The following is a 21,170-nucleotide window of genomic DNA, read 5'->3' on the forward strand; positions in this document are numbered from 1 at the left end:
GCTCACGGGGATCGGGAGAGGATGCGCGATGTTCTATTGGCTGCTGAAGTTCATCTTCATGGGGCCGATCCTGCAGCTGATGGGCCGACCGAAAGTGGAAGGTCTGGAGAACGTCCCTTCGTCCGGGCCGGTGATCCTGGCAGGTAACCACCTCGCGGTGGTGGACAGCTTCTACTTGTGCCTGGTGTTGCGCCGCCGGGTGACCTTCCTTGCCAAGAGCGAGTACTTCACCGAGCCCGGGTTCAAGGGCTGGCTCAAGAAGGTGTTCTTCAGCGGTGCCGGGCAGGTGCCCATCGACCGGGCCAGCGCCGATGCCGCCGAGAACGCCCTGAGCACCGCCAAGCGGTTACTCGGGGAGGGCAAGCTGCTGGGCATCTATCCGGAGGGCACCCGTTCCCCGGACGGACGCCTGTACAAGGGCAAGACGGGCCTGGCGCGCATGGCGCTGGCCACCGGGGTACCTGTGATCCCTATCGCGATGGTCGGCACCAATGTGATGAATCCGCCGGGAACGGCTCGCTGGCACTTTTCCAAGGTCACCGTGAAAATCGGCAAACCGCTGGACTTCGAGCGCTTCGACGGTATGGCCGGAAACCGCTTCATCGAACGTGCGGTCATCGACGAGGTGATGTACGAGCTGATGCAGCTGTCCGGTCAGGAGTATGTCGACATCTACGCGGCCGCCCTCAAGGAGAGCACCGGCAAGCCCACGGAGTCCTCCACGCAGCCCGACCGCATCCCGGAGAGCGCTGCCGGTTAATCCGGGGTCCGTGCATCTTCCCTGCATCTGAGGTGGCACCCCGCCGTGGGGCGTGGGTCAGCTATCCGCGCCGCGCCCGCTAGTCTTGAGGCCACCCGGCGGGAGAACTGAGAGATGCGAGGGCCGTGCCGAATTCAATAAACAAATCCACCATCGCGGACCGCGGCTCCGCTCGTCGAGTGGCCAGATGGATCACGTGGGGTGGCCCGCTCGTCCTTGCTGTCGCCCTGTTGTTGCACGCGGTCGTCTTCATTCACTGGCCGACGTATGCGCTGCAGATCGACGTGTTGGTGTATCGATTCGGTGGTACCCGGGTACTGGACGGGCTGGATTTGTACTCGATCGGGCGCAACGGCGAGCTCGACGATCTGCTGTTCACCTACACACCGTTCGCGGCATTGGTATTCACCCCGCTGGCCTTCATCACCGACTTCACGGCGCAGGTCCTGTCGCTCGTGGTGTTCCCGGCGCTCCTCGTCTACTCGGTGTGGCGCATGCTGGCCTGGCTGAATGTCTCCGCCAAGGCCGGGTTGTGGGGGTTGTTGGCCCTGTTGGTCGGGCTGGTTTCGTGGCTGGAGCCGGTCCGGCTCTCTATTCAGCTGGGTCAGATCAATCTGCTCATCCTGGCCGTCGTGGTGACGGACATCCTGGCTCCCAAACGGTGGAAGCTCGCAGGGGTCGGAATCGGGATCGTGGCCGGCATCAAGCTGACTCCGATGATCTTCATCGTCTTCTTGGTCCTGGTGGGACGGATTCGCGCGGCCGTCGTCGCCACCGTCACGCTGATCGCCACCATCGGTCTGGGCTTCATCTTCCTGCCGTCCGCCTCGCACTACTACTGGGTGGACCGTGCCTTCGAGAAGATCAGCCGCATCACGCGCGATCCCACCGCGAGTACCAGCATCAGCGGACTGTTTCTCCGACTGGACCTATCGGCCGGGACCGCCACCGCACTGTCTGTGCTGGTGATCGTGGCGAGCCTGGTGGTCGCAGTCCTGGCCTACCGGCGAGATCAGCTGCTGCTGGCGACCTCCATCGTGGGTATGGCATCGGCGGCGGCATCGCCGTTCAGCTGGAGCCACCACTGGGTGTGGTTCGTGCCGTTGGTCGTCCATCTGGGTTACCGCGGTTACGTGCTGGGTAAGCGGGCGTCCGCGCTCACGATGTGGGCGTTCTGCGTGGTGTTCGCGGCCTGGTTCACCAGCCTGAGTGGCAAGACACCGGACTCCGGTGCGTTGACGCTGCGACCCGGCGGCGTGCTGGACGACCTGATCCCTAGCTTGTATGTGTTCGTTCATCTCGGGGTACTCGTGGCCAGCTGGATGTGGCTACGGCGCGATCCGTCGGGCGTGAACGATGTTGCGCGCGAAGACGAGCCGACACAGGCCGACGAGCTGGCGCCGGCCTCTCCGGCACACAATTAGGCGGCACGCGTGCGTTATTTCTACGACACGGAATTCATCGACGACGGCCGCACCATCGAACTCATCTCGATCGGGATGGTGTGCGAAGACGGCCGTGAGTACTACGCAGTCTCCACCGCCTTCGATCCGCAGCAGGCGGGCCCGTGGGTACGTCAGAACGTGCTGCCCAAGCTGCCGGCGTTGTCGTCGCCGCTGTGGCGCTCACGCGGTCAGATCCGTGACGAGCTGGCCGAGTTCCTTGGGCTCAATGGTGGTGGGCCGGCCGACCCGATCGAATTGTGGGCCTGGGTGGGTGCCTACGACCATGTGGCGCTCTGCCAGCTGTGGGGACCGATGACGGCGCTGCCTCGGCCGGTCCCACGGTTCACCCTGGAACTCAAGCAGCTGTGGCACGACCTGGGCCAGCCTGCCGTGCCGAAACGGCCCGCCGACTCGCACGATGCACTGGTCGATGCCCGGTACAACCTGGCCCGCTACCGCGCGATGGTCCCGCCGGCCTGATCACTGCGCAATCCCGGGTAAAAATCCGCTGGTAAGGGGCGGTTAAGATGGGTTCGTGAACTGGACAGTCGACGTCCCCATCGACCAATTGCCGGAGCTGCCGCCGCTCCCGGCCGATCTGCGCGCGCGCCTCGATGCCGCGCTCGCCAAACCTGCTGCTCAGCAGCCGAGCTGGCCCGCGAATCAGGCCGCTGCCATGCGGACCGTGCTGGAAAGCGTGCCTCCGATCACCGTCCCCGCGGAGATCCAGCGTTTGCAGGGCCAACTGGCCCAGGTGGCACGTGGTGAGGCATTCCTGCTGCAGGGCGGAGACTGCGCCGAGACCTTCGCCGATAACACCGAACCGCATATCCGGGCCAACATCCGCGCACTGCTGCAGATGGCGGTGGTGCTGACGTACGGGTCCAGCATGCCGGTGGTGAAGCTGGCCCGTATCGCCGGCCAGTACGCCAAGCCACGCAGCTCGGACACGGACGCCCTGGGGCTGAGGTCCTACCGCGGTGACATGGTGAATGGTTTTGCCCCCGATGCCGCACTGCGTGAGCACGACGCGTCGCGTCTGGTGCGCGCGTACGCCAATGCCAGCGCAGCGATGAACCTGGTGCGTGCCGTGACCGGCTCGGGGTTGGCCTCGCTGGCCCTGGTGCACGACTGGAACCGCGAATTCGTCCGCACCTCGCCCGCGGGTGCGCGGTACGAGGCGCTGGCCTCCGAGATCGACCGCGGCCTGAAGTTCATGAGCGCCTGCGGCGTGGCGGATTCCAACCTGGACACCGCCGAGATCTACGCGAGCCACGAGGCGCTGGTGCTCGACTACGAGCGGGCGATGCTGCGCCTGGCCGAGGACGAGAACGGCGAGCCCGCGCTCTACGACCTGTCGGCCCACTACCTGTGGATCGGCGATCGCACACGGCAGCTTGACCACGCGCATGTGGCTTTCGCCGAGATCATCGCCAACCCGATCGGGATGAAGATCGGTCCGACGACCACGCCCGATCAGGCTGTCGAATACGTGGAACGTCTTGACCCGCGCAACAAGCCGGGCCGTTTGACGTTCGTCTCGCGGATGGGCAACTCGAAGGTGCGCGATCTACTTCCGCCGATCATCGAGAAGGTGCAGGCCACCGGCCATCAGGTGGTCTGGCAGTGCGACCCGATGCACGGCAACACCCACGAGTCGCCCAGTGGCTACAAGACACGGCATTTCGATCGGATCGTCGACGAGGTGCAGGGTTACTTCGAGGTGCACAACGCACTCGGCACGCATCCGGGCGGTATTCACGTCGAGATCACCGGTGAGAACGTCACCGAATGTCTTGGTGGGGCACAGGATATTTCGGATGACGACCTGGCCGGTCGCTACGAGACGGCATGCGATCCGCGTCTGAACACCCAGCAGTCGCTGGAGTTGGCGTTCCTCGTCGCGGAGATGCTCAGGGACTAGAGCAGGTTGGTGATGTTGGCGCCCAGCGACCAGCATCCCGCCGCCACCGAGGTGGTGATGATCAAGACGATCACCAGCCACATGAAGATCGCGCGGCGGCTCTGCTGACGTTCGTACCGGTAGTCCGAGTCGTCGACATCGGCGAAGAACGCCGAGTCATCGGGCTCATCGAAATCCCGATCGAATTCGGGATCGTAAGCGGGCACCGGGTCCATCATGCGGGTGGGATTGGGCACCCTGGGGCGCGGCGCGGCGCTGGGTCGTGGAGCGACGCCCAGGGCCGCCGCGGCCGAGGCGGTATCGGCGGCGTCGAGATCACGAGCGGGAGCGGCGTCCGTACTGCCGCCGGTCTCGATCAGCCGACTGCGGTATAGCTGTTCGGCGACATGCTGTTTGGAATCCCGGGGCGCGGGCACCCGGAAGGATGGCAGGTGCAGATCAGTGGCGATGGCATCGAGCTCGGCGCCCATTTGTGCGGCGTCGGCGTAGCGCGCGTCCGGGTCGCGGGAGGTGGCACGCAGCACCAGTTCGTCGAACTCCTCCGGGATACCGTCGATCGTCTCACTGGGCGCCGGGACATCACGATCGATGCGCTGATAGGCCAGTGCCAACGGCGTATCACCGGTGAACGGCGTTGAACCGGTGAGCAACTCGTACATCAAGATGCCCGCCGAGTAGACATCGCTGCGTGGGCCGGCGGAGCCGGTGCGCACCTGCTCCGGGGACAGGTACGCCGCGGTGCCCAGGATCACGCTGGTCGAGGTTATCCCCGCTTCGGCGACGGCACGGACGAGCCCGAAATCGGCGAGCTTGACCTCGCCGTCATCGGAGATCAAGACGTTCTCGGGTTTGACATCGCGGTGCACCAGACCCGAGCGGTGGGCAACCGCCAATCCGCCCAGCATCGGGTTGAAGACCGCGGCCACCGCATGCGGCGGCATGGGCCCGCGTTCGCGCAGCAGCTCCCGCAGAGTTCCCCCGTCGACCAGTTCCATCACCAGGAATGGGTGTCTACCGTCCATTCCCTGGTCGAACACGGCGACCAGGCCGGGGTGACGCAGCCGCGCGACGGCCCGCGCTTCGAGCCGGAATCGTGCCAGAAACCCGGTGTCGGAGGCGTAGCGGCTGTCCATCACCTTCACGGCCACCGGGCGGTCCAGTCGGGTGTCCAGCCCGCGATACACGGTCGACATACCGCCCGTCGCGATCGGGGTCTCGATGCGATACCGACTGTCGAGCACGGCGCCGACCATCGGGTCGAGGCGGCCGGTCGGGGACTGTGGCGATGTCATCGCATCGATCGTATCGACTGATGCGGGAACGCCTCGTCGTCAATGTGGCTTATCGAGCATTTCGCGGAGGGAGTTGAGCATCGGCCCGGCCCCCGAAAACAGCATCGTTCGCCATTGACGATGCAGGGGAATGGCAGGGTCGAACCGGCTGTAGGTGACGCGGAGTCGGGTGCCGCCGGGCTCCGGGAGCAGGTTCCACCGGGAGGTCACTTCGATTCCGGGGGCGGTCAGCACCTGTTCGATGTGCTCGCAAGGCACCACGCTGGTGTAGGTGGTGCGGAGCACGCCATCGAAGCCGACCGCGGGCAGCGGATGGGTGATGAGGACACGGGTCTCGCCGACCTCGACCGGTGCATTGTTGACTTCCTTCACCTGTGAGGCGGTGAGCTCCTGGGAGACGAGAACATCCCAGACCTTCTCCACGGGGTAGGGGTAGTACTCGCTGTGGGTGACCGATGTCGGATCGCCGGAACTCGTCACGATCCGAAGGTTACGCGCGTCACCACACCCGGAGGACACTTTTGGACGACGGCGGCCCGCGGGACGACTAGCGTCATTGGTCATGAGCGCAATTCCCTACGTCGCCGACACACTTGACGCCGATGAGCCGCTGTTCTCTCTCAAGGAGGTGGCTGGGCGCCTGCGGGTAACGGTGAGCAAGGTTCAGCAATATCTGCGCGACGGTGAACTGATCGCGGTGCGGCGCAATGGCGAAATCAAGGTTCCCGTCATCTTTTTCAGCCCCGAAGGGCCCGTGGTGAAGCATTTGGCCGGGCTGTTGTCCGTGCTGCGCGACGGGGGATACCACGAGCCGGAAATCATGCGCTGGTTGTTCACCGGTGATGAGTCGCTCACGGTGACCAGGGATGGCACCACCGAACGTATCGAGGCGGCCCGCCCGGTCGACGCGCTGCACGGCCACCAAGCCCGCGAAGTGCTGCGGCGGGCGCAGGCCATGGCTTACTAGGCGGCAGGTGCCGGCGTATCGGCCTCGGCCGGTTCGGGTTCGTGGGACTCCGGTGCGGTATTGATCATCCGCCATGCGATGGCTGCACAGGTCGCCGCGATCAGCACGTGGATCCACACGTACATGCCGTGGGAGCCATCGGGTTTGAAGATCACCATGATCCAGGTGGAGAACCCGGCGATGGCGGCGATGGCGGCGCGTGATTGCAGCAACGGCGCCGCGATGGCCAGCGGCCACGTGTAATACCAGGGCAGCGCGGCCGGTGCCATGAGCACCACGATCACCATCGCCCACAGGATCCCGAACATCGCGTCGCGTTCGTTATGGCGGTGCCGCCACCACACCACCGGCAGCGCCAGTGCCACTAGTGCGGCGCCGACAGCGCGGGTGATCGACAGCAAGGCATCGAAGTTGACGGTGACGAAAAGGCCTGCGAAGACGTTGATGAGGTTGGCGACCGCGGTAGGCACCGTCAGCCAGTTGATGATTTTCACCGAGCCCGCCAGTGCGGGGAGCCATCCCAGGCCGACTCCGGCGATCCAGGACAGCACTGCGAAGACCGCGGCCACGATCGTGACAGAGGCCGCCGATGCCATGGCGAACGCGATGACCGGGCGGCGCTGCGGCGAGCCCTCGTCGGCACTCTGCACGAGTCGGCGCATCCAGATCCACACCAGGAAGGGCAGTGCCAGTCCGGCGGTGGCCTTGACGGCGACCGCCAATGTCACGACGGCGACGCCCCAAACATGGTGCCGCTCAAGGGCGAGCGCGATGCCCGCCATCATGAGTCCGACCATCAGCATCTCGTTGTGCACACCGCCCATGAGATGGATGATGACCAGCGGGTTGAGCACACAGATCCACAGCGCCTTGCTGGCGTTGGCGGAAAGACAGCGCGCGACGCGGGGTGTGGCCCATACCAGCAGGGCCAGGCCGGGCAGCATGCACAGGCGCAGCAGCATGGTTCCCGCCACCACGTCGTCTCCGACGATCTGGGTGACGAATCGTGCGATAAGCATGAACAGCGGCCCGTACGGCGCGGTCGTGGTGGACCAGATCGGACTGACGTTCTCCAGCAACGGGTTCGGGTTCTCTACCGGTCCCACCACGTACGGATCGAATCCGTCGCGCAACAGTGCGCCCTGGGCGAGGTAGGAGTAGGCATCCCGGCTGAACACCGGTACGGAGGCCAGCAACGGCAGCAGCCAGCAGGGAATGACGACCAGGATGGACTCCTTGGTCACCTTGCCGGCGATCACATGTCGACCCAGCCCGAGCCACGCCAGCAGCATGAGAACCACCCCGAGCCACATGCAGATCGAGGACACCACCAACCCGTGGCCGAAACGCAACCAGGACAGCCCAACCGATTCCAGCAGCGGGTCGTGTTGCCGGGTGCTGCCCGCACCTAGTCCGCCGATGGCAATGAGGATGGCGCCACCGAATCCGGTGACAGCCGCGCGTCCGGCGTGGGACCGTAGGAAGACGGCTGCCCGCCCGGCAGTTTTCAGGGGAGGCTCCAGCGCCTTTGATGATGTACTCACGTGATCATGCGCTCCGGTTGGACACCAATCGGACGAGGTCTGACAGTGCGGCACGCGCGTCGTCGGCGATATCGGCGCCGGCCAACTGGTCCAGTGCACGGTGTGTGTGCTCTTCGATACGGGATTCAACGGCGGCCAGCGCGCCCAAGTCGACTATCAATGAACACATCTGCGCGACCTGCTGATCGGTGAGCGGGCTGCCGATCCAGGAGTGCAGCATGTCCTCGGCGGCACTGTCCTTGACGCGTGCCAGCCGCAGAGCCTCGGCCAGCAGCACGGTGCGCTTTCCGGAACGCAGGTCGTCGCCGGCAGGTTTTCCGGTCACCTTGGGATCCCCGAAAACCCCGAGCACGTCGTCGCGCAGCTGGAATGCGACGCCGATATCCAGTCCGACATCACCGAGAAGTCCGGAGATCTCCGGGTTCTCGGCCGCGATCGCCACACCCAGCTGCAACGGTCGCTGCACGGTGTAGCCGGCGGTTTTGAAGCGGATCACGCGCAGGGCTGTTTCGACGGACTCGTCGCCAGAGGATTCGGACAGAATGTCCAGATATTGGCCGCCGAGCACCTCGCTGCGCAGGATTGACCACACGCCCCGTGTCCGCGCATGTGCCTCCGGAGACAACCGTGCCCCGGCCACCATGTCATCGGCCCAGGTAAGTGCCAGATCGCCGAGGAGGATCGCGGCGGAAATGCCGAATTGTTCGGGGGAGCCGGACCAGCCGTTCTCGCGGTGGAGGGCGGCGAACTCGACGTGGATGGTGGGTTCACCGCGGCGAGTGGCGGAGCTGTCGATGACGTCATCGTGGATCAGCGCGCAGGTGTGCAGTAGTTCGAGTGCGGCACACACCCGCAGTACTTCGGGGTTCCACGGGTCGGGATCCTCGGTGACCGCTCGCCAGCCCCAGTAAGCGAACGCCGGACGCAGCCTCTTGCCGCCACGCAGCACAAACTGGTCGAGGGCGGTGATCGCATGCTCATAGTTCTGTCCGATATGCGCGGTGTGCTCGCGGCATTCGGCCAGGAACTGGCTCAGTTGGTCGCTCACCGCATCGGTCAGGTGCCGGGCGTTGGCAGCGGCTACGTTGACACTCAGCGGGGCGTCCTTTCACGGTGCGGTAATTGGTCCCGGATGCGCGGGGAGTGAACCCAGACTAATCGCACCTATCCTGGACGGGTGACAACTCACCCGCTCGACCGTGACGCATCGGTCGCCGAGCTGCAGGATCCGGGGTCGATCGCCGATCGACTGGCCGCGGTTGCGCCCGGTGATGTCGCGTTCTCGGTGGAGTTCATGCCGCCCCGCGACGAGGCGGCCGAGGCTCGGTTGTGGCGGGCAGCAAGAGTTTTCGAGCGGTATCAGCCGGTGTTCGTCTCGGTGACCTATGGTGCGGGCGGCTCCACCCGTGACCGTACGGTGCGGGTGACCGGTGAGCTGGCCGAGAACACCACCTTGCTTCCGGTCGCGCACCTGACCGCCGTCGGCCATACCGTCGACGAGCTGCGCGCCATGGTGGGCGCCTATGTGGACCGTGGCATCACCAATATCCTTGCCCTGCGCGGCGATCCGGCTGGAGACGTGAATGCGGAATGGATTCCGCACCCAGGTGGCCTGACCTACGCCGAAGAGCTGGTGCGGCTGGTTCGTGATCTGGGTGATTTCCACGTCGGCGTGGCCTCTTTCCCGGAGGGCCACCCGCAGGCGATCGACCTGGAACGCGATACGGCCAATCTGGTGAACAAGCTGCGGGCGGGGGCCGAGTACTCCATTACCCAGATGTTCTTCGACGTCGATGACTACCTGCGGTTGCGTGATCGGGTGGTGGCCGCCGATCCAGAACAAGGCGCCAAGCCGATCGTTCCCGGGTTGATGCCCATCACGTCGCTGCGGTCGGTGCGTAGGCAGGTCGAGCTCTCCTCGTCCACGCTGCCTGCTGCGCTGGAAGAACGGCTTCTCCGGGCTGCCGGAGGCGGTCCGGAAGAGAACCGTGACGAGGTTCGCAAGGTCGGCGTCGAGGTCACCACCGCGATGGCCTCCCGGCTGATCGCCGAGGGCGTTCCGTGCGTGCACTTCATGACGCTCAACTTCGCACGGGCCACCTCCGAGGTGCTGGAGAACCTCGGGGTGCGGGTTACTCCGGGAACTGGTCGGGCGTAAACCGCGAGGATTGGTCACGGTCCAGCCACGCCAAGGACGCGACGAGGGCGCCGACCAGCAGCGCAGAGATCGTCACGAAGATCGCGGCTCCGTTGAACGAGCGGGTGCTGGGGTCGCTGTAGCGAGCGGTGGCGCTGAACGTACTCACCACACCGGGATTGAGTTTCCATTGCACGGCATCGGAGCCGAGCGTCTCCCCGTTGGTCGATTCGATATCGCCGGGAAAGGAAATAGCCAGCGACACATCGGCATTTGACGTGTCTTCCAAGGCGGTGAGATCGGCGCGGCCTTCCAGAACGACCACCTCGCCGTTGCGCCGCAGCGTCAGATCGAATCCAGCGGCGTTCTTGTTCATCCCGGCCAGCTGGGGGACCTCCGCGAAGGTCAAATCGTTGAAGATGGCGCGCGACCCCACCATGCCGTTCTCCTCGTACTCGCCCACCTGAACCTTCTGGGCGAACGACATGTTGCGATCGAGCTGAGGGCCCTTATCGTCCTTGCCCTGCGGTTTAGCGACGGCGATCAGTTGGCCGGAGACGTGATCGTCGGTGGTCACGGTCATCGAGGCCTTGACGCGTACGCATCCCGACAGCAGCGGCAGCGTCGTCAACAACAGCACGGCGGCGATGCGCGCCACGCGCCCTGACCTAGTCATCGTGGCTCATCGTGCCAGACGGCGGATACATCCGGTTGCCGATATCCGGGCTCCAACGGCAAAGGCCGGCCAAGCACGGCGAATCGCCTGGGATCTCCGGCGAACTGATGCTGGCGGACGACATCGGTGAATCCGAGCCGCCGGTACAGCCGCCACGCTCGGTTGGACTCGCCGGTGATCTCGGGGGTGGACAGCAGGACATGCGATTCGGAGCGACCCGCCAGCAGCCGCCGCGCCAACGCCTCGCCAAAACCGTGGCCCTGAAGCGCAGGGTCAACATGCAGCTCCGTCAGCTCGAAGTACTGGTCGAGCAAGGCGCTGATGCGGTCGCGCGGCACCCCCGACTTCCGCAGGCCCTGGCTGACCTGCTGGTGCCACCATTGGTCGGCGGCACCGCGGTAGCCGTACGCGATCCCGACGATGCGCGCCTGGTCCATAAGGTCCGCGTCGGGTCCGGTGTCGTCAGACGATGGGATAGTGGGAGCATCGAAGATGGCGGCCGCCTGCCACCCGCGTCTGCGGCTGTGCTCCAGCCACATGGGCGCGCGCTGATCCTCGGTGCCGTGCGGATAGCCCATGGCGATGACATAAACACGAAGCGCTTCGCTGAGCCTGCGCTGCATATCGCGTTGCGACAAGTCGGCCAGGAATGTCGTCAACGTGCGTCCTTTTGGTTTCCGTGCGGGCTTCGGGTGTACCGCCCGGGTTTATCACGCTCTGCCCAGTCCTGGGTGCTGTCGCGGTTTTCGCCGGGTCCGTCGGCGCGCCGCGTCGTTGGGGGGTGCCCGGTAGGGCTTGGCTGGGAGATTGGTGGGTGAACCGGGTGGTATAGCGGGTATTCACCTCGTATTATGAACGTGAGGGTGTTGTAACCGCGGCACCCTTGATAAAACGACACGACATACTCAACCGGTTGCGATGCGCCAGAGGGAGGGACCGATGCCACTCTCCGAGCACGAGCAGCGCATGCTCGACCAGATTGAGAGCGCGCTGTACGCGGAGGATCCCAAGTTTGCGTCGAGTGTGCGCGGAGGACGCCTGGGTGCGACCTCCGGCCGCCGCCGCCTGCAGGGTGCGGCTCTTTTCTGCATCGGATTGGCCATGTTGGTGGTCGGCGTCGCGGTGCCCGCCACCCAGATGGGGAACTTCCCGATCCTGAGCGTCATCGGGTTCGTGGTGATGTTCGGGGCCGCGGTCTTCGCAATCATCGGAAGCCGACGTTCCGAGGCGGGTGTTGCCGGGCACGTGGGGCCAGGTGGGGCCAGTGGCCGCATTCGCCGCCCCCGTGCCGCCGGGTCGTTCGCGCAGCGCATGGAGGAGCGGTTCCGCCGCCGTTTCGACAACTGACCAACGTCATCTAACGCAGCTCCACATCACAGACCCGCGCAGTCCGCGCGGGTCTGTTGCTGTGTGCGTTGCTGCCTGAACGGCTCGACCCGGCGGCGGCCCGCCGTGGGGTGATCGCTCGCAAGCCCATCCGTCCGGGCAGGCCAAATCGTTATCAACTCGTCGGGATACTGGTGCCCCACTCGTCCCCACTAGGTTGACCTGGGGAAACGCTATGTCGGTGACCCCCGTCGACCAGATGGTGGGTGCATCGTGGGGAGACACGCGGCAAATCAGATTCAAAGTGGGGGATTGTGGGGTAAAGTGGCGCCTATCGGAGGGAAGGGTAGCTCCGAAGGGTTTGGACAGGGAGGTGTCGAGATGTTTCTCGGTACCTACACGCCCAGGCTTGATGACAAAGGGCGGCTGACATTGCCCGCCAAGTTTCGGGACGCACTAGCGGGAGGGTTGATGGTCACCAAAAGCCAGGATCACAGCCTCGCCGTCTATCCACGGACCGAGTTCGAGCAGCTGGCGCGCAAGGCGGCCACGGCTTCTCGTAGCAACCCCGAGGCTCGCGCCTTTCTGCGCAACCTGGCCGCGGCCACCGACGAACAGCATCCGGACGCACAGGGTCGCATCACCCTGTCCGCCGACCATCGGCGGTACGCGGATCTGTCCAAGGACTGCGTTGTCATCGGATCTGTTGACTACCTAGAGATTTGGGATGCCGCTAAGTGGCAGCGGTACCTGGAGGAACACGAAGAGAACTTCTCGACGGCCAGTGATGAATCCCTCAATGGCATCTTCTGAGCGAGCCCGCGCAGCGCGGCCTCTGTCCGATACGGCCCTGGCGTACTTCCCCGACGCCAGGTTCGCACCATCGGGCAGGGACCGGGCTGCACGGTTTCCTTGCATCTACCAGCGCTCCCACAGGGGCATGTCCCGCTCCCGGAGGGGTGTCGCCGTGTCTGACAACAATTCTCGGCCGGGGTTCGGTCACATTCCGGTCATGCTTGAGCGCTGCTATGAGCTACTGGCTCCCGCTCTGACGGCCCGGTCCGCGGACGGATCCGGCGCTGTTCTCGTTGACGCCACCCTCGGCGCGGGCGGGCACACCGAGCACTTCCTTTCCACACTGCCGGGCCTCACGGTCATCGGTCTCGATCGCGATACCAATGCCCTGGACATCGCCCAAACCCGGCTGGCGCCCTTCGGGGCGCGATTCGCCGGCGTGCATACCCGCTACGACGGCCTTGCCGATGCGCTGGACGGGTTGGGTTACCGGACAACATCTTCGGTTGACGCGGTGCTCTTCGATCTGGGCGTGTCCTCCATGCAGCTCGATCAGGCCGAACGCGGCTTTGCCTATTCGGTTGACGCTCCGTTGGACATGCGGATGAACGCGCACGACGAACTGACTGCCGCGGACATCCTGAACACCTATTCGGCGGCAGAGCTGTCCAGGGTGCTCACCAGATTCGGCGAGGAGCGCTTCGCGCGCCGGATCGCCGGCGAGATCGTCCGGCGCCGCGCGATCGAACCCTTCACGCGCAGTGGGCAGTTGGTTGAACTGCTGTATGCCGCCATCCCCGCCGCCACCCGTCGTACCGGCGGTCACCCGGCGAAACGGACCTTCCAGGCGCTTCGGATCGCGGTTAACGCCGAGCTCGAATCCCTTGCCGCCGCGATACCTACCGCGATGGCGGCGTTGCGTCCCGGCGGTCGTATCGCGGTCATGGCCTACCAATCGCTCGAGGACAAGATCGTCAAGGCGGAGTTCGCGGACGCCATCGCATCCCGGTCGCCCATCGACCTACCCGTCGAATTACCCAGTGATGCACCGGAGTTCAGAGCTATCACCCGAGGCGCCGAACGGGCGAACGATGCGGAAATAGAAGTCAATCCGCGTAGTGCACCAGTGCGGTTACGGGCAGTCGAACGAGTTGCGGATAGGAGGAGCGCATGATTGGGGTGCGCAAGAAGGGTGGTGAGGCCCCCAAGAAGACCAACTCCGCCAAGCCCGCCACACGTCGCGGTGGCGCGCCCAAGGCGCCCGGTGCCGGTCCTTCGCCGCGCCCACGCCGTTCTGCTCCGCAGACCATGCCGATTCCGGTGCAGCGCAAGGCTCCCGAGAAGATCCGTCCGGCAACCAGCACCCAACAGGCGAAGGATCGAGCGAAGGCGCGCAAGGCCAAGGCGCCCAAGGTCATTCGTATACCGCTGCGCGAAAGAATTCTCACCCGCCTGTCCGATGTGGACCTGCGGCCACAGGTGTGGATCGCCAAGGTCCCGTTCGTCGTGCTGGTCATCGGCGCCCTCGGTGTTGGCCTGGCCATCACATTGTGGTTGTCGACCGACGCCGCCGAGCGCTCCTACCAGCTGCGTGCCCAGCGGAACACCAATGAGGATCTGCTACAACGCAAGGAAGCCCTCGAACGCGATGTGTTGCGTGCGGAATCCGCACCGGCACTCGCAGATTCGGCACGCGACCTCGGTATGATCCCGTCGCGCGATATCGCGCATCTGGTGCGGGACCCGCAGGGCAACTGGCTGTTGGTGGGTGCTCCAAAGCCTGCCGAAGGTGTCGCGCCGGCTCCACTGAACTCTGTGATCCCCGATGACGTCGATGCTGTTCCGAAGGCCGGCAATTCGGTCGAGGTGCCCGTGCAGCTGCCGCCCGTGCCGCCGCCGGTGGCTGTGGTACCGCATATGGCCCCACCGGCGATCGTGCCCGCGCCCGTGGTGGAAGCTCCTGCGGGACAAGAACCCGCTCTCGCGCCGCCCGCGGTTCCGGCGCCCGCGCCGGTCGTGGCCGCACCGGATCCCGCTATCGCGATACCGCCCCCCGTGGCCGACGCGCCGCAAGCATCAAATATCACGAATTCTCCAGTTACCGGGGAACAATTCAATCCCGTGGCAACAACGAGTCCCCACCCGGCGACGTGACCCGGGAGGATCGGTCCCGGCCGGTCGGTGCCCGTCGCACCCGACGGCCGGTCGCTGCCGTGTCGCGGACAGCCGGATTCGCCTTTCGGCACCGGGCGGGCAATATCATCATCTTCCTCACGCTCGCCGTCGCCGCCCTCCAGCTGTTCACCCTGCAGGGACCGCGCGCGGCGGGTCTGCGCGCCGAGGCCTCCGGTCAGCTGAAGGTCACCGAGACCGAGAAGGCGTTGCGCGGCACCATCGTCGACCGTGCGGGCAACAAGCTGGCCTTCACCATTGAGGCTCGTGCGCTCACCTTCCAGCCGAAGAAGATTCGCGAACAACTCACCAAGGCCTGGGAGAAAAGCCAGGTGACCCTCAAGGACCCTGGGAAGAGCGACGCCGATAAGGCCGCGGCGGCGAAAATAAGGGCCGTCGAGCCCGAGCAGCGGCTGCAGGATATTGCCAATGGAGTGTCGGCCAAGCTGGGCAACAAACCCGATGCCAAGAGCTTGCTGAAGAAGATCCGCAGCGACGACACCTTCGCGTACCTGGCGCGCTCGGTCGATCCGGCCATCGCCGCCGAGATCGTCAAGGAGTTCCCCGAAGTGGGGGCCGAGCGGCAGGACATCCGCCAGTATCCCGGTGGCTCGTTGGCCGCCAATATTGTGGGCAGCATCGACTGGGAGGGCTACGGCCTTCTGGGGCTTGAGGATTCCCTGGACAGTGCGTTGGCCGGCAAGGACGGATCCCAGACCTACGACCGTGGCTCTGACGGTGCGGTGATTCCCGGTAGCTACCGCGACCAACACAATGCCGTCAACGGATCCACCGTCGAACTCACGCTGGACAATGACATTCAGTTCTATGTGCAGCAGCAGGTCCAGCAGGCCAAGGACTTGTCCGAAGCGCGCAGCGTGTCCGCGGTTGTGCTGGATTCGAAGACCGGTGAGGTCCTGGCGATGGCCAATGACAACACCTTTGACCCCTCACAGAACCTCGGTAAGCAGGGCAACCGTGAGATGGGCAATCTTTCGGTGTCCTCGCCGTTCGAGCCCGGATCGGTCAACAAGATCATCACGGCATCGGCGGTCATCGAAAATGATTTGTCCAATCCCGATGAAGTGCTGCAGGTTCCGGGCTCCATCAACATGGGCGGGGTCACGGTTCGCGACGCGTGGGTACATGGAACCGTGCCGTACACCACCACCGGTGTATTCGGAAAGTCTTCCAACGTGGGCACACTGATGCTCGCCCAGCGGGTGGGTCCGGAGCGGTTCATGGATCTGGTGGAGAAGTTCGGTCTGGGACAGCGCACCGGTGTCGGTCTTCCGGGCGAGAGTGCCGGTATCGTGCCGCCGATTGAGCAGTGGTCGGGCAGCACCTTCTCAAACCTGCCCATCGGTCAAGGCTTGTCGATGACGCTGCTTCAGATGACGGGCATGTACCAGGCCATCGCCAACGATGGTGTCCGGATGCCGCCACGCATCCTCAAGAGCGTCACGATGCCCGATGGCACCCGCAAGGAAGAGCCTCGCCCCGAGCCGGTGCAGGTAGTCAACGCGGGCACCGCGCGCACCGTCCGGAACATGCTGCGTGCGGTGCTGCAACCCGATGCGCGCCAGATTCAGAACGGTACCGGTGCGGCCGGTGCTGTCGAGGGTTATCAACTCAGTGGCAAGACCGGCACAGCTCAGCAGATCAACCCGGCCTGCGGGTGCTACTTCGATGACGTGTACTGGATCACCTTCGCGGGAATCGCCACCACCGATGACCCTCGTTATGTCATCGGCATCGAGATGAACGCGCCACACCGGGCCGCGGATGGCCGCCCCGGCAACACCGCCGCGCCGTTGTTCCACAACATCGCGTCGTGGTTGATGCGTCGCCAAAACGTGCCACTATCACCCGATCCCGGGCCGCCGCTCATCCTGCAGGCCACCTGAGCCGGTCCTCATCGGGTCAAGGGTGCCCGGCCGCCCGGTAGTGTCGTTTGACGCCCAAGGACCCGGGGCGGCACAACCACGGTAGGAGGTGATCACTGGTGGCGGCATCCGGAACACACAGGTTCCTCCCGCGGACGCGCCGGCACCCGGTGGTCGACCTCGCCGCAATGATCTCGGCCGAACTGCGCGGACCAAGCGCAGACGCGACCGTCACCGGAGTCACCCTCAGGGCACAGGACGCGCGCGCGGGTGACCTCTTCGCGGCGCTGCCCGGTAGCAGCGCGCACGGTGCCCAGTTCGCCTCCGAGGCGGTCGCCGCGGGGGCGACAGCCGTGCTCACCGACACCGCGGGAGCCCAGCTGTTGGCGGATCAGGGTCTAGATATCGCGGTGTTGGTCCATCCCATCCCGCGCGCGGTACTCGGTCAGCTCGCCGCGACGGTTTACGGAGATCCGTCGCGGCAGGTGCAGGTAGTGGGCGTTACCGGAACATCCGGGAAGACCACGACCACCTACTTGGTCGAGGCGGGCCTGCGGGCCGCGGGCAGACGCGTCGGTCTCATCGGCACCGTCGGGGTGCGGATCGACGGCGAAGATGTCCCCAGTGCCCTGACCACTCCGGAGGCGCCGGCTCTGCAGGAGTTGTTGGCCGAAATGGTGCAGCGTGGTGTGGACACCGTGGTCATGGAGGTGTCCAGCCACGCGCTGGCGCTTAACCGGGTGGACGGCACTCGCTTCGCGGTGGGGGCGTTTACAAATCTTTCGCGAGATCACCTCGATTTCCACCCCAATATGGAGGACTATTTCGCTACTAAAGCCAGGCTGTTTCAGCGTGATTCACCGCAGCGGGCGCGGCATTCGGTCATCTGTGTCGATGATGACGCCGGGCGCGCCATGGCCGAGCTGGCGCGCGCGGCGGGCCCCGAAGTGGTCACGGTGAGCTCGCGAGCCGGTGCCGTCGGGGACTGGACCTGCTCGGACGTGGCGGTCGGCGACGACGGCGGTCAACGGTTTGTCGCGAAGGGTCCCGCGGGCAGCGCGCAACTCGCTATCGCACTACCGGGCCACTACAATGTGGCCAATTGCCTTGTGGCCGTTGCAATCATGGAATTGCTCGGGGTGTCGGCGGCGACCGCCGCGCCAGGGATCGCGATCGCCGGAGTGCCGGGGCGCATGGAGTCGGTGGTTGCCGGCCAGCCGTTCCTGGCCGTCGTCGACTATGCCCACAAGCCCGGCGCGCTGCGCGCGGTCCTGGAGAGCCTGCGCAGCCACCGCGAGGGTCGGCTGGCGGTGGTGTTCGGTGCGGGCGGCAACCGCGACCGTGGGAAGCGCGCCGACATGGGGCAGGTAGCCGCGGAGCTGGCCGATCTGGTGGTGGTCACCGACGACAACCCCCGAGACGAGGATCCGGCGGCGATCCGCGCCGAGATCATCTCCGGGATAGCCGGTTCGGATGTCGAGGTAGTCGAGATGGGTGACCGACGGGCCGCCATAGACGTCGCCACCGGATGGGCACGACCGGGGGACACCGTCCTGATCGCGGGCAAGGGGCATGAGAGCGGTCAGCGTGTCGGTCCGGTTTCCGTCCCGTTCGACGACCGGGTGGAGTTGCGTTCCGCGCTGGAAGGCTTGGAGAGCTCGAAAAGACGCGGGAGCCTGAATGATTGAGATGACTGTCGCCGAGATCGCCGAGGTCGTCGGTGGGCGTCTCGACGGAATCGGTGTCGATGAGGCCCGGAACACGACGGTTACCGGCACCGTCGAATTCGACTCGCGTCATGTGGGGCCAGGTGGACTGTTCCTGGCCCTGCCGGGTGCCCGGGTCGATGGTCACGATCATGCCGAAGGTGCCGTCGCGGCCGGTGCCGTCGCGGTGCTGGCGGCCAGGCCGGTGGGTGTGCCAGCCATTGTGGTGTCACCCACCGGCGTCGCGCGCACGGAAGTGTCTGCACTGGAACATGATTTGGACGGATCGGGTGCCGCGGTGCTGGCCGCGACCGCCGCGCTGGCAGCCGAGGTGGCCCGACGGCTCACGCGGCGAGGGCTGCGCATCGTCGGTGTCACCGGCTCGTCGGGAAAGACGTCGACAAAGGACCTCATCGCCGCGGTGCTCAACCCGCTCGGTGAGGTGGTGGCTCCTCCCGGATCCTTCAACAACGAGCTTGGTCACCCCTGGACCGTCCTGCGGGCCAGTGAATCGACCAAGTTCCTGGTGTTGGAGCTGTCAGCCCGCCGTCCCGGAAACATCGCGGACCTCGCGGCCATCGCGCCGCCATCGATCGGTGTCGTGCTCAATGTCGGCACGGCACATCTGGGCGAGTTCGGCTCGCGACAGGCCATTGCCGATACCAAGGGTGAACTGCCGCAGTCGCTTTCGAATGACGGTGTCGCAGTGCTGAATGCCGATGATTCCGCGGTGGCCGCGATGGCCGCCAAGACGCAGGCGCGGGTGGTGCGCACCAGCGTGCACAACACCGCTGATATCTGGGCGACCGAGGTGAGCGTCGACGATCTGGCGCGTGCCCGCTTCACCCTGCATGCCGGTGACGCGGTCGTACCGGTTCGGCTGGCTGTGCACGGTGAGCATCAGGTGAGCAACGCGTTGGCCGCTGCCGCGGTCGCGCTGGAATGCGGCGCCACCCTCGCGCAGGTTGCCGACGCTCTCGCCGGGGCGGGGCCGGTGTCGCGGCGCAGGATGGAGGTCAGTACCCGAGATGATGGGGTCACCGTCATCAACGATGCTTATAACGCCAACCCGGATTCGATGATGGCCGGGCTGAAAGCCCTGGTCTCCATGGCTCGCCATGGGCGAGAATCCCGCCGTAGCTGGGCGGTGCTGGGGGAGATGGCCGAGCTGGGGCCCGACGCGATATCCGAGCATGACCGCATCGGACGGGCCGCGGTGCGCTTAGATGTCAGTCGATTGGTAGTCGTCGGAACCGGGAGGTCGCAGCGGGCAATGCATGCGGGTGCAGTGATGGAGGGGTCGTGGGGGTCCGAGGCGGTGCTGGTGGACGATCCTGCGGCAGCCGCCACGCTGCTGGCCGACGAGCTGGCCGCGGGCGATGTGGTGCTGGTCAAGGCATCGCGATCGGCCGGGCTATGGGTTGTAGCCGATGAGCTGCTGAAGGCAGGTGACGCATGAGGCAGATCATCATCGCGGCCGGGATCGCGATCCTGGTCTCGATCATGCTTACCCCGGTGCTCATTCGGGTGTTCTCGCGCCAGGGCTTCGGCCAGGAGATCCGGGACGACGGCCCGCAGCATCATCAGAAGAAGCGCGGTACTCCGTCCATGGGCGGCGTCGCGATCCTGGCCGGTATGTGGGCCGGGTACTTCGGGTCACACCTGGTCGGCATCGCGTTCGGATCCGATGGCCCCTCGGCGTCGGGGCTGCTGGTGCTCGCGCTGGCCACCATGCTTGGTGGCGTCGGATTCATCGACGACTTCATCAAGATTCGCAAGGCACGCAACCTCGGTCTGAACAAAACCTCCAAGACGGTCGGCCAGATCTTGTCGGCGCTCGTCTTCGGCGTGCTGGTGTTGCAGTTCCGCAACACCGACGGGTTGACGCCCGGTAGTCCGCAGCTCTCCTACGTGCGCGAGATCGCCACCGTCGCCATGCCCGCCGCGGTCTTCGTGCTCTTCTGCGTGATCCTGGTGATGTCGTGGTCCAACGCCGTCAACTTCACCGACGGCCTGGACGGGCTGGCCGGCGGATGTATGGCCATGGTGACCGGCGCGTACGTCATCGTGACCTTCTGGCAGTACCGCAACGCCTGCTCCACCCATCCCGGCGTCGCTTGCTACAACGTGCGCGATCCGCTGGACCTGGCGGTGATCGCCGCGGCAACGGCGGGCGCGTGTATCGGGTTCCTGTGGTGGAATGCCGCACCCGCCAAGATCTTCATGGGGGACACCGGATCGCTGGCCCTGGGCGGCATCATCGCGGGCCTGTCGGTCACCACCCGGACCGAGCTGCTCGCGGTGGTGCTGGGCGCGCTGTTCGTGGCCGAGATCGTGTCGGTGGTCCTGCAGATCGCCGCATTCCGCACCACCGGCCGCAGAGTGTTCCGCATGGCGCCGTTCCATCATCATTTCGAGCTGCTGGGCTGGGCGGAAACGACCGTCATCATCCGGTTCTGGCTCTTGACGGCCATCGCCTGCGGGTTGGGATTGGCCCTGTTCTACGGCGAGTGGCTCGCCACGATCGGTGACTAACCGGC

The 21,170-nt window shown here is 65.5% G+C and carries 20 protein-coding genes; 14 read left to right on the plus strand and 6 right to left on the minus strand.

Going from position 1 to position 21,170, the window contains the following annotated elements; genetic code table 11:
* Positions 1 to 28: 28 nt before the first annotated feature.
* The 4 genes from DSM43276_RS08920 (at position 29) to DSM43276_RS08935 (ending at position 4,129) form a co-directional block, all read left to right on the plus strand.
* Positions 29 to 760, plus strand: a complete 732-nt coding sequence (locus DSM43276_RS08920) for a lysophospholipid acyltransferase family protein (protein WP_078329221.1) — start codon at positions 29 to 31, stop codon at positions 758 to 760.
* Positions 761 to 885: 125 nt separating this feature from the next.
* Entirely contained in the window at positions 886 to 2,184 is a 1,299-nt protein-coding gene (locus tag DSM43276_RS08925) for a glycosyltransferase 87 family protein (RefSeq protein WP_078329209.1), read from the plus strand.
* A 9-nt stretch (positions 2,185 to 2,193) separates the two neighbouring features.
* Positions 2,194 to 2,685, plus strand: a complete 492-nt coding sequence (locus DSM43276_RS08930) for a polyadenylate-specific 3'-exoribonuclease AS (protein ID WP_078329208.1) — start codon at positions 2,194 to 2,196, stop codon at positions 2,683 to 2,685.
* A gap of 55 nt (positions 2,686 to 2,740) precedes the next feature.
* Positions 2,741 to 4,129: a class II 3-deoxy-7-phosphoheptulonate synthase gene (locus DSM43276_RS08935; protein WP_078329207.1), complete on the plus strand. Its 1,389-nt coding sequence runs from the start codon at positions 2,741 to 2,743 to the stop codon at positions 4,127 to 4,129.
* On the opposite strand, the gene DSM43276_RS08940 is transcribed toward DSM43276_RS08935, so the two are convergent.
* Positions 4,126 to 5,421: a protein kinase domain-containing protein gene (locus DSM43276_RS08940; protein WP_109556036.1), complete on the minus strand. Its 1,296-nt coding sequence runs from the start codon at positions 5,419 to 5,421 to the stop codon at positions 4,126 to 4,128. The two genes, DSM43276_RS08935 and DSM43276_RS08940, sit on opposite strands and share 4 nt — an antisense overlap.
* Positions 5,422 to 5,460: 39 nt before the next feature.
* Entirely contained in the window at positions 5,461 to 5,901 is a 441-nt protein-coding gene (locus DSM43276_RS08945) for an SRPBCC family protein (protein ID WP_078329219.1), read from the minus strand.
* A gap of 82 nt (positions 5,902 to 5,983) precedes the next feature.
* Between DSM43276_RS08945 and DSM43276_RS08950 the strand changes: the two genes are divergently transcribed.
* Entirely contained in the window at positions 5,984 to 6,388 is a 405-nt protein-coding gene (locus DSM43276_RS08950) for an Rv2175c family DNA-binding protein (RefSeq protein WP_078326438.1), read from the plus strand.
* Here DSM43276_RS08950 and DSM43276_RS08955 read toward each other — a convergent pair.
* Together DSM43276_RS08955 and DSM43276_RS08960 are read right to left on the minus strand one after the other, a co-directional pair.
* Positions 6,385 to 7,932, minus strand: a complete 1,548-nt coding sequence (locus tag DSM43276_RS08955) for an alpha-(1->6)-mannopyranosyltransferase A (RefSeq protein WP_078329206.1) — start codon at positions 7,930 to 7,932, stop codon at positions 6,385 to 6,387. The genes DSM43276_RS08950 and DSM43276_RS08955 overlap by 4 nt on opposite strands.
* Positions 7,933 to 7,936: 4 nt before the next feature.
* Positions 7,937 to 8,980, minus strand: a complete 1,044-nt coding sequence (locus DSM43276_RS08960) for a polyprenyl synthetase family protein (protein ID WP_078326436.1) — start codon at positions 8,978 to 8,980, stop codon at positions 7,937 to 7,939.
* 129 nt (positions 8,981 to 9,109) lie between these two features.
* Between DSM43276_RS08960 and metF the strand changes: the two genes are divergently transcribed.
* The gene (gene metF / locus DSM43276_RS08965) at positions 9,110 to 10,090 is read left to right on the plus strand and encodes a methylenetetrahydrofolate reductase [NAD(P)H] (protein ID WP_078329205.1); all 981 of its coding nucleotides are present in this window, start codon (positions 9,110 to 9,112) and stop codon (positions 10,088 to 10,090) included.
* On the opposite strand, the gene DSM43276_RS08970 is transcribed toward metF, so the two are convergent.
* The gene (locus DSM43276_RS08970; protein ID WP_078326434.1) at positions 10,065 to 10,727 is read right to left on the minus strand and encodes an LppM family (lipo)protein; all 663 of its coding nucleotides are present in this window, start codon (positions 10,725 to 10,727) and stop codon (positions 10,065 to 10,067) included. The two genes, metF and DSM43276_RS08970, sit on opposite strands and share 26 nt — an antisense overlap.
* 14 nt (positions 10,728 to 10,741) lie before the next feature.
* On the minus strand, positions 10,742 to 11,404 hold the full coding sequence (locus DSM43276_RS08975) for a GNAT family N-acetyltransferase (RefSeq protein WP_078329204.1): 663 nt from the start codon (positions 11,402 to 11,404) through the stop codon (positions 10,742 to 10,744).
* A gap of 280 nt (positions 11,405 to 11,684) precedes the next feature.
* Between DSM43276_RS08975 and DSM43276_RS08980 the strand changes: the two genes are divergently transcribed.
* The 8 genes from DSM43276_RS08980 (at position 11,685) to mraY (ending at position 21,165) form a co-directional block, all read left to right on the plus strand.
* Positions 11,685 to 12,092, plus strand: a complete 408-nt coding sequence (locus DSM43276_RS08980) for a DUF3040 domain-containing protein (protein ID WP_078329203.1) — start codon at positions 11,685 to 11,687, stop codon at positions 12,090 to 12,092.
* Positions 12,093 to 12,452: 360 nt separating this feature from the next.
* Positions 12,453 to 12,884: a division/cell wall cluster transcriptional repressor MraZ gene (gene mraZ / locus DSM43276_RS08985; protein ID WP_078329202.1), complete on the plus strand. Its 432-nt coding sequence runs from the start codon at positions 12,453 to 12,455 to the stop codon at positions 12,882 to 12,884.
* The gene (rsmH, locus tag DSM43276_RS08990; RefSeq protein ID WP_412458653.1) at positions 12,859 to 14,040 is read left to right on the plus strand and encodes a 16S rRNA (cytosine(1402)-N(4))-methyltransferase RsmH; all 1,182 of its coding nucleotides are present in this window, start codon (positions 12,859 to 12,861) and stop codon (positions 14,038 to 14,040) included. The genes mraZ and rsmH overlap by 26 nt, the downstream gene beginning before the upstream one ends.
* Positions 14,037 to 15,020 carry a cell division protein FtsL gene (ftsL, locus tag DSM43276_RS08995; RefSeq protein WP_136629018.1) on the plus strand — a complete coding sequence of 328 codons (984 nt, stop codon included), beginning with the start codon at positions 14,037 to 14,039 and terminating at the stop codon, positions 15,018 to 15,020. The genes rsmH and ftsL overlap by 4 nt, the downstream gene beginning before the upstream one ends.
* The gene (locus DSM43276_RS09000) at positions 15,017 to 16,945 is read left to right on the plus strand and encodes a peptidoglycan D,D-transpeptidase FtsI family protein (RefSeq protein ID WP_078329199.1); all 1,929 of its coding nucleotides are present in this window, start codon (positions 15,017 to 15,019) and stop codon (positions 16,943 to 16,945) included. Before ftsL ends, DSM43276_RS09000 begins: the two co-directional genes overlap by 4 nt.
* A 98-nt stretch (positions 16,946 to 17,043) precedes the next feature.
* Positions 17,044 to 18,612, plus strand: coding sequence for a UDP-N-acetylmuramoyl-L-alanyl-D-glutamate--2,6-diaminopimelate ligase (locus tag DSM43276_RS09005; protein WP_078329198.1), 1,569 nt, complete (start codon positions 17,044 to 17,046; stop codon positions 18,610 to 18,612).
* Positions 18,605 to 20,089, plus strand: a complete 1,485-nt coding sequence (locus DSM43276_RS09010; RefSeq protein ID WP_169053047.1) for a UDP-N-acetylmuramoyl-tripeptide--D-alanyl-D-alanine ligase — start codon at positions 18,605 to 18,607, stop codon at positions 20,087 to 20,089. Before DSM43276_RS09005 ends, DSM43276_RS09010 begins: the two co-directional genes overlap by 8 nt.
* Entirely contained in the window at positions 20,086 to 21,165 is a 1,080-nt protein-coding gene (gene mraY, locus DSM43276_RS09015) for a phospho-N-acetylmuramoyl-pentapeptide-transferase (RefSeq protein WP_078291558.1), read from the plus strand. Before DSM43276_RS09010 ends, mraY begins: the two co-directional genes overlap by 4 nt.
* The last annotated feature ends 5 nt before the right edge of the window (positions 21,166 to 21,170 follow it).

Origin of the sequence: Mycobacteroides salmoniphilum, from assembly GCF_004924335.1 — a bacterium.
GTDB lineage: Bacteria > Actinomycetota > Actinomycetes > Mycobacteriales > Mycobacteriaceae > Mycobacterium > Mycobacterium salmoniphilum.

Coding starts and splice junctions, on each gene's coding strand:
- DSM43276_RS08940 (WP_109556036.1), bottom strand. CDS start 5,421: ATGACATCGCCACAGTCCCCGACCGGCCGCCTCGACCCGATGGTCGGC.
- DSM43276_RS08920 (WP_078329221.1), top strand. CDS start 29: ATGTTCTATTGGCTGCTGAAGTTCATCTTCATGGGGCCGATCCTGCAG.
- DSM43276_RS09010 (WP_169053047.1), top strand. CDS start 18,605: ATGATTGAGATGACTGTCGCCGAGATCGCCGAGGTCGTCGGTGGGCGT.
- DSM43276_RS08980 (WP_078329203.1), top strand. CDS start 11,685: ATGCCACTCTCCGAGCACGAGCAGCGCATGCTCGACCAGATTGAGAGC.
- mraZ (WP_078329202.1), top strand. CDS start 12,453: ATGTTTCTCGGTACCTACACGCCCAGGCTTGATGACAAAGGGCGGCTG.
- DSM43276_RS08950 (WP_078326438.1), top strand. CDS start 5,984: ATGAGCGCAATTCCCTACGTCGCCGACACACTTGACGCCGATGAGCCG.
- ftsL (WP_136629018.1), top strand. CDS start 14,037: ATGATTGGGGTGCGCAAGAAGGGTGGTGAGGCCCCCAAGAAGACCAAC.
- mraY (WP_078291558.1), top strand. CDS start 20,086: ATGAGGCAGATCATCATCGCGGCCGGGATCGCGATCCTGGTCTCGATC.
- rsmH (WP_412458653.1), top strand. CDS start 12,859: ATGAATCCCTCAATGGCATCTTCTGAGCGAGCCCGCGCAGCGCGGCCT.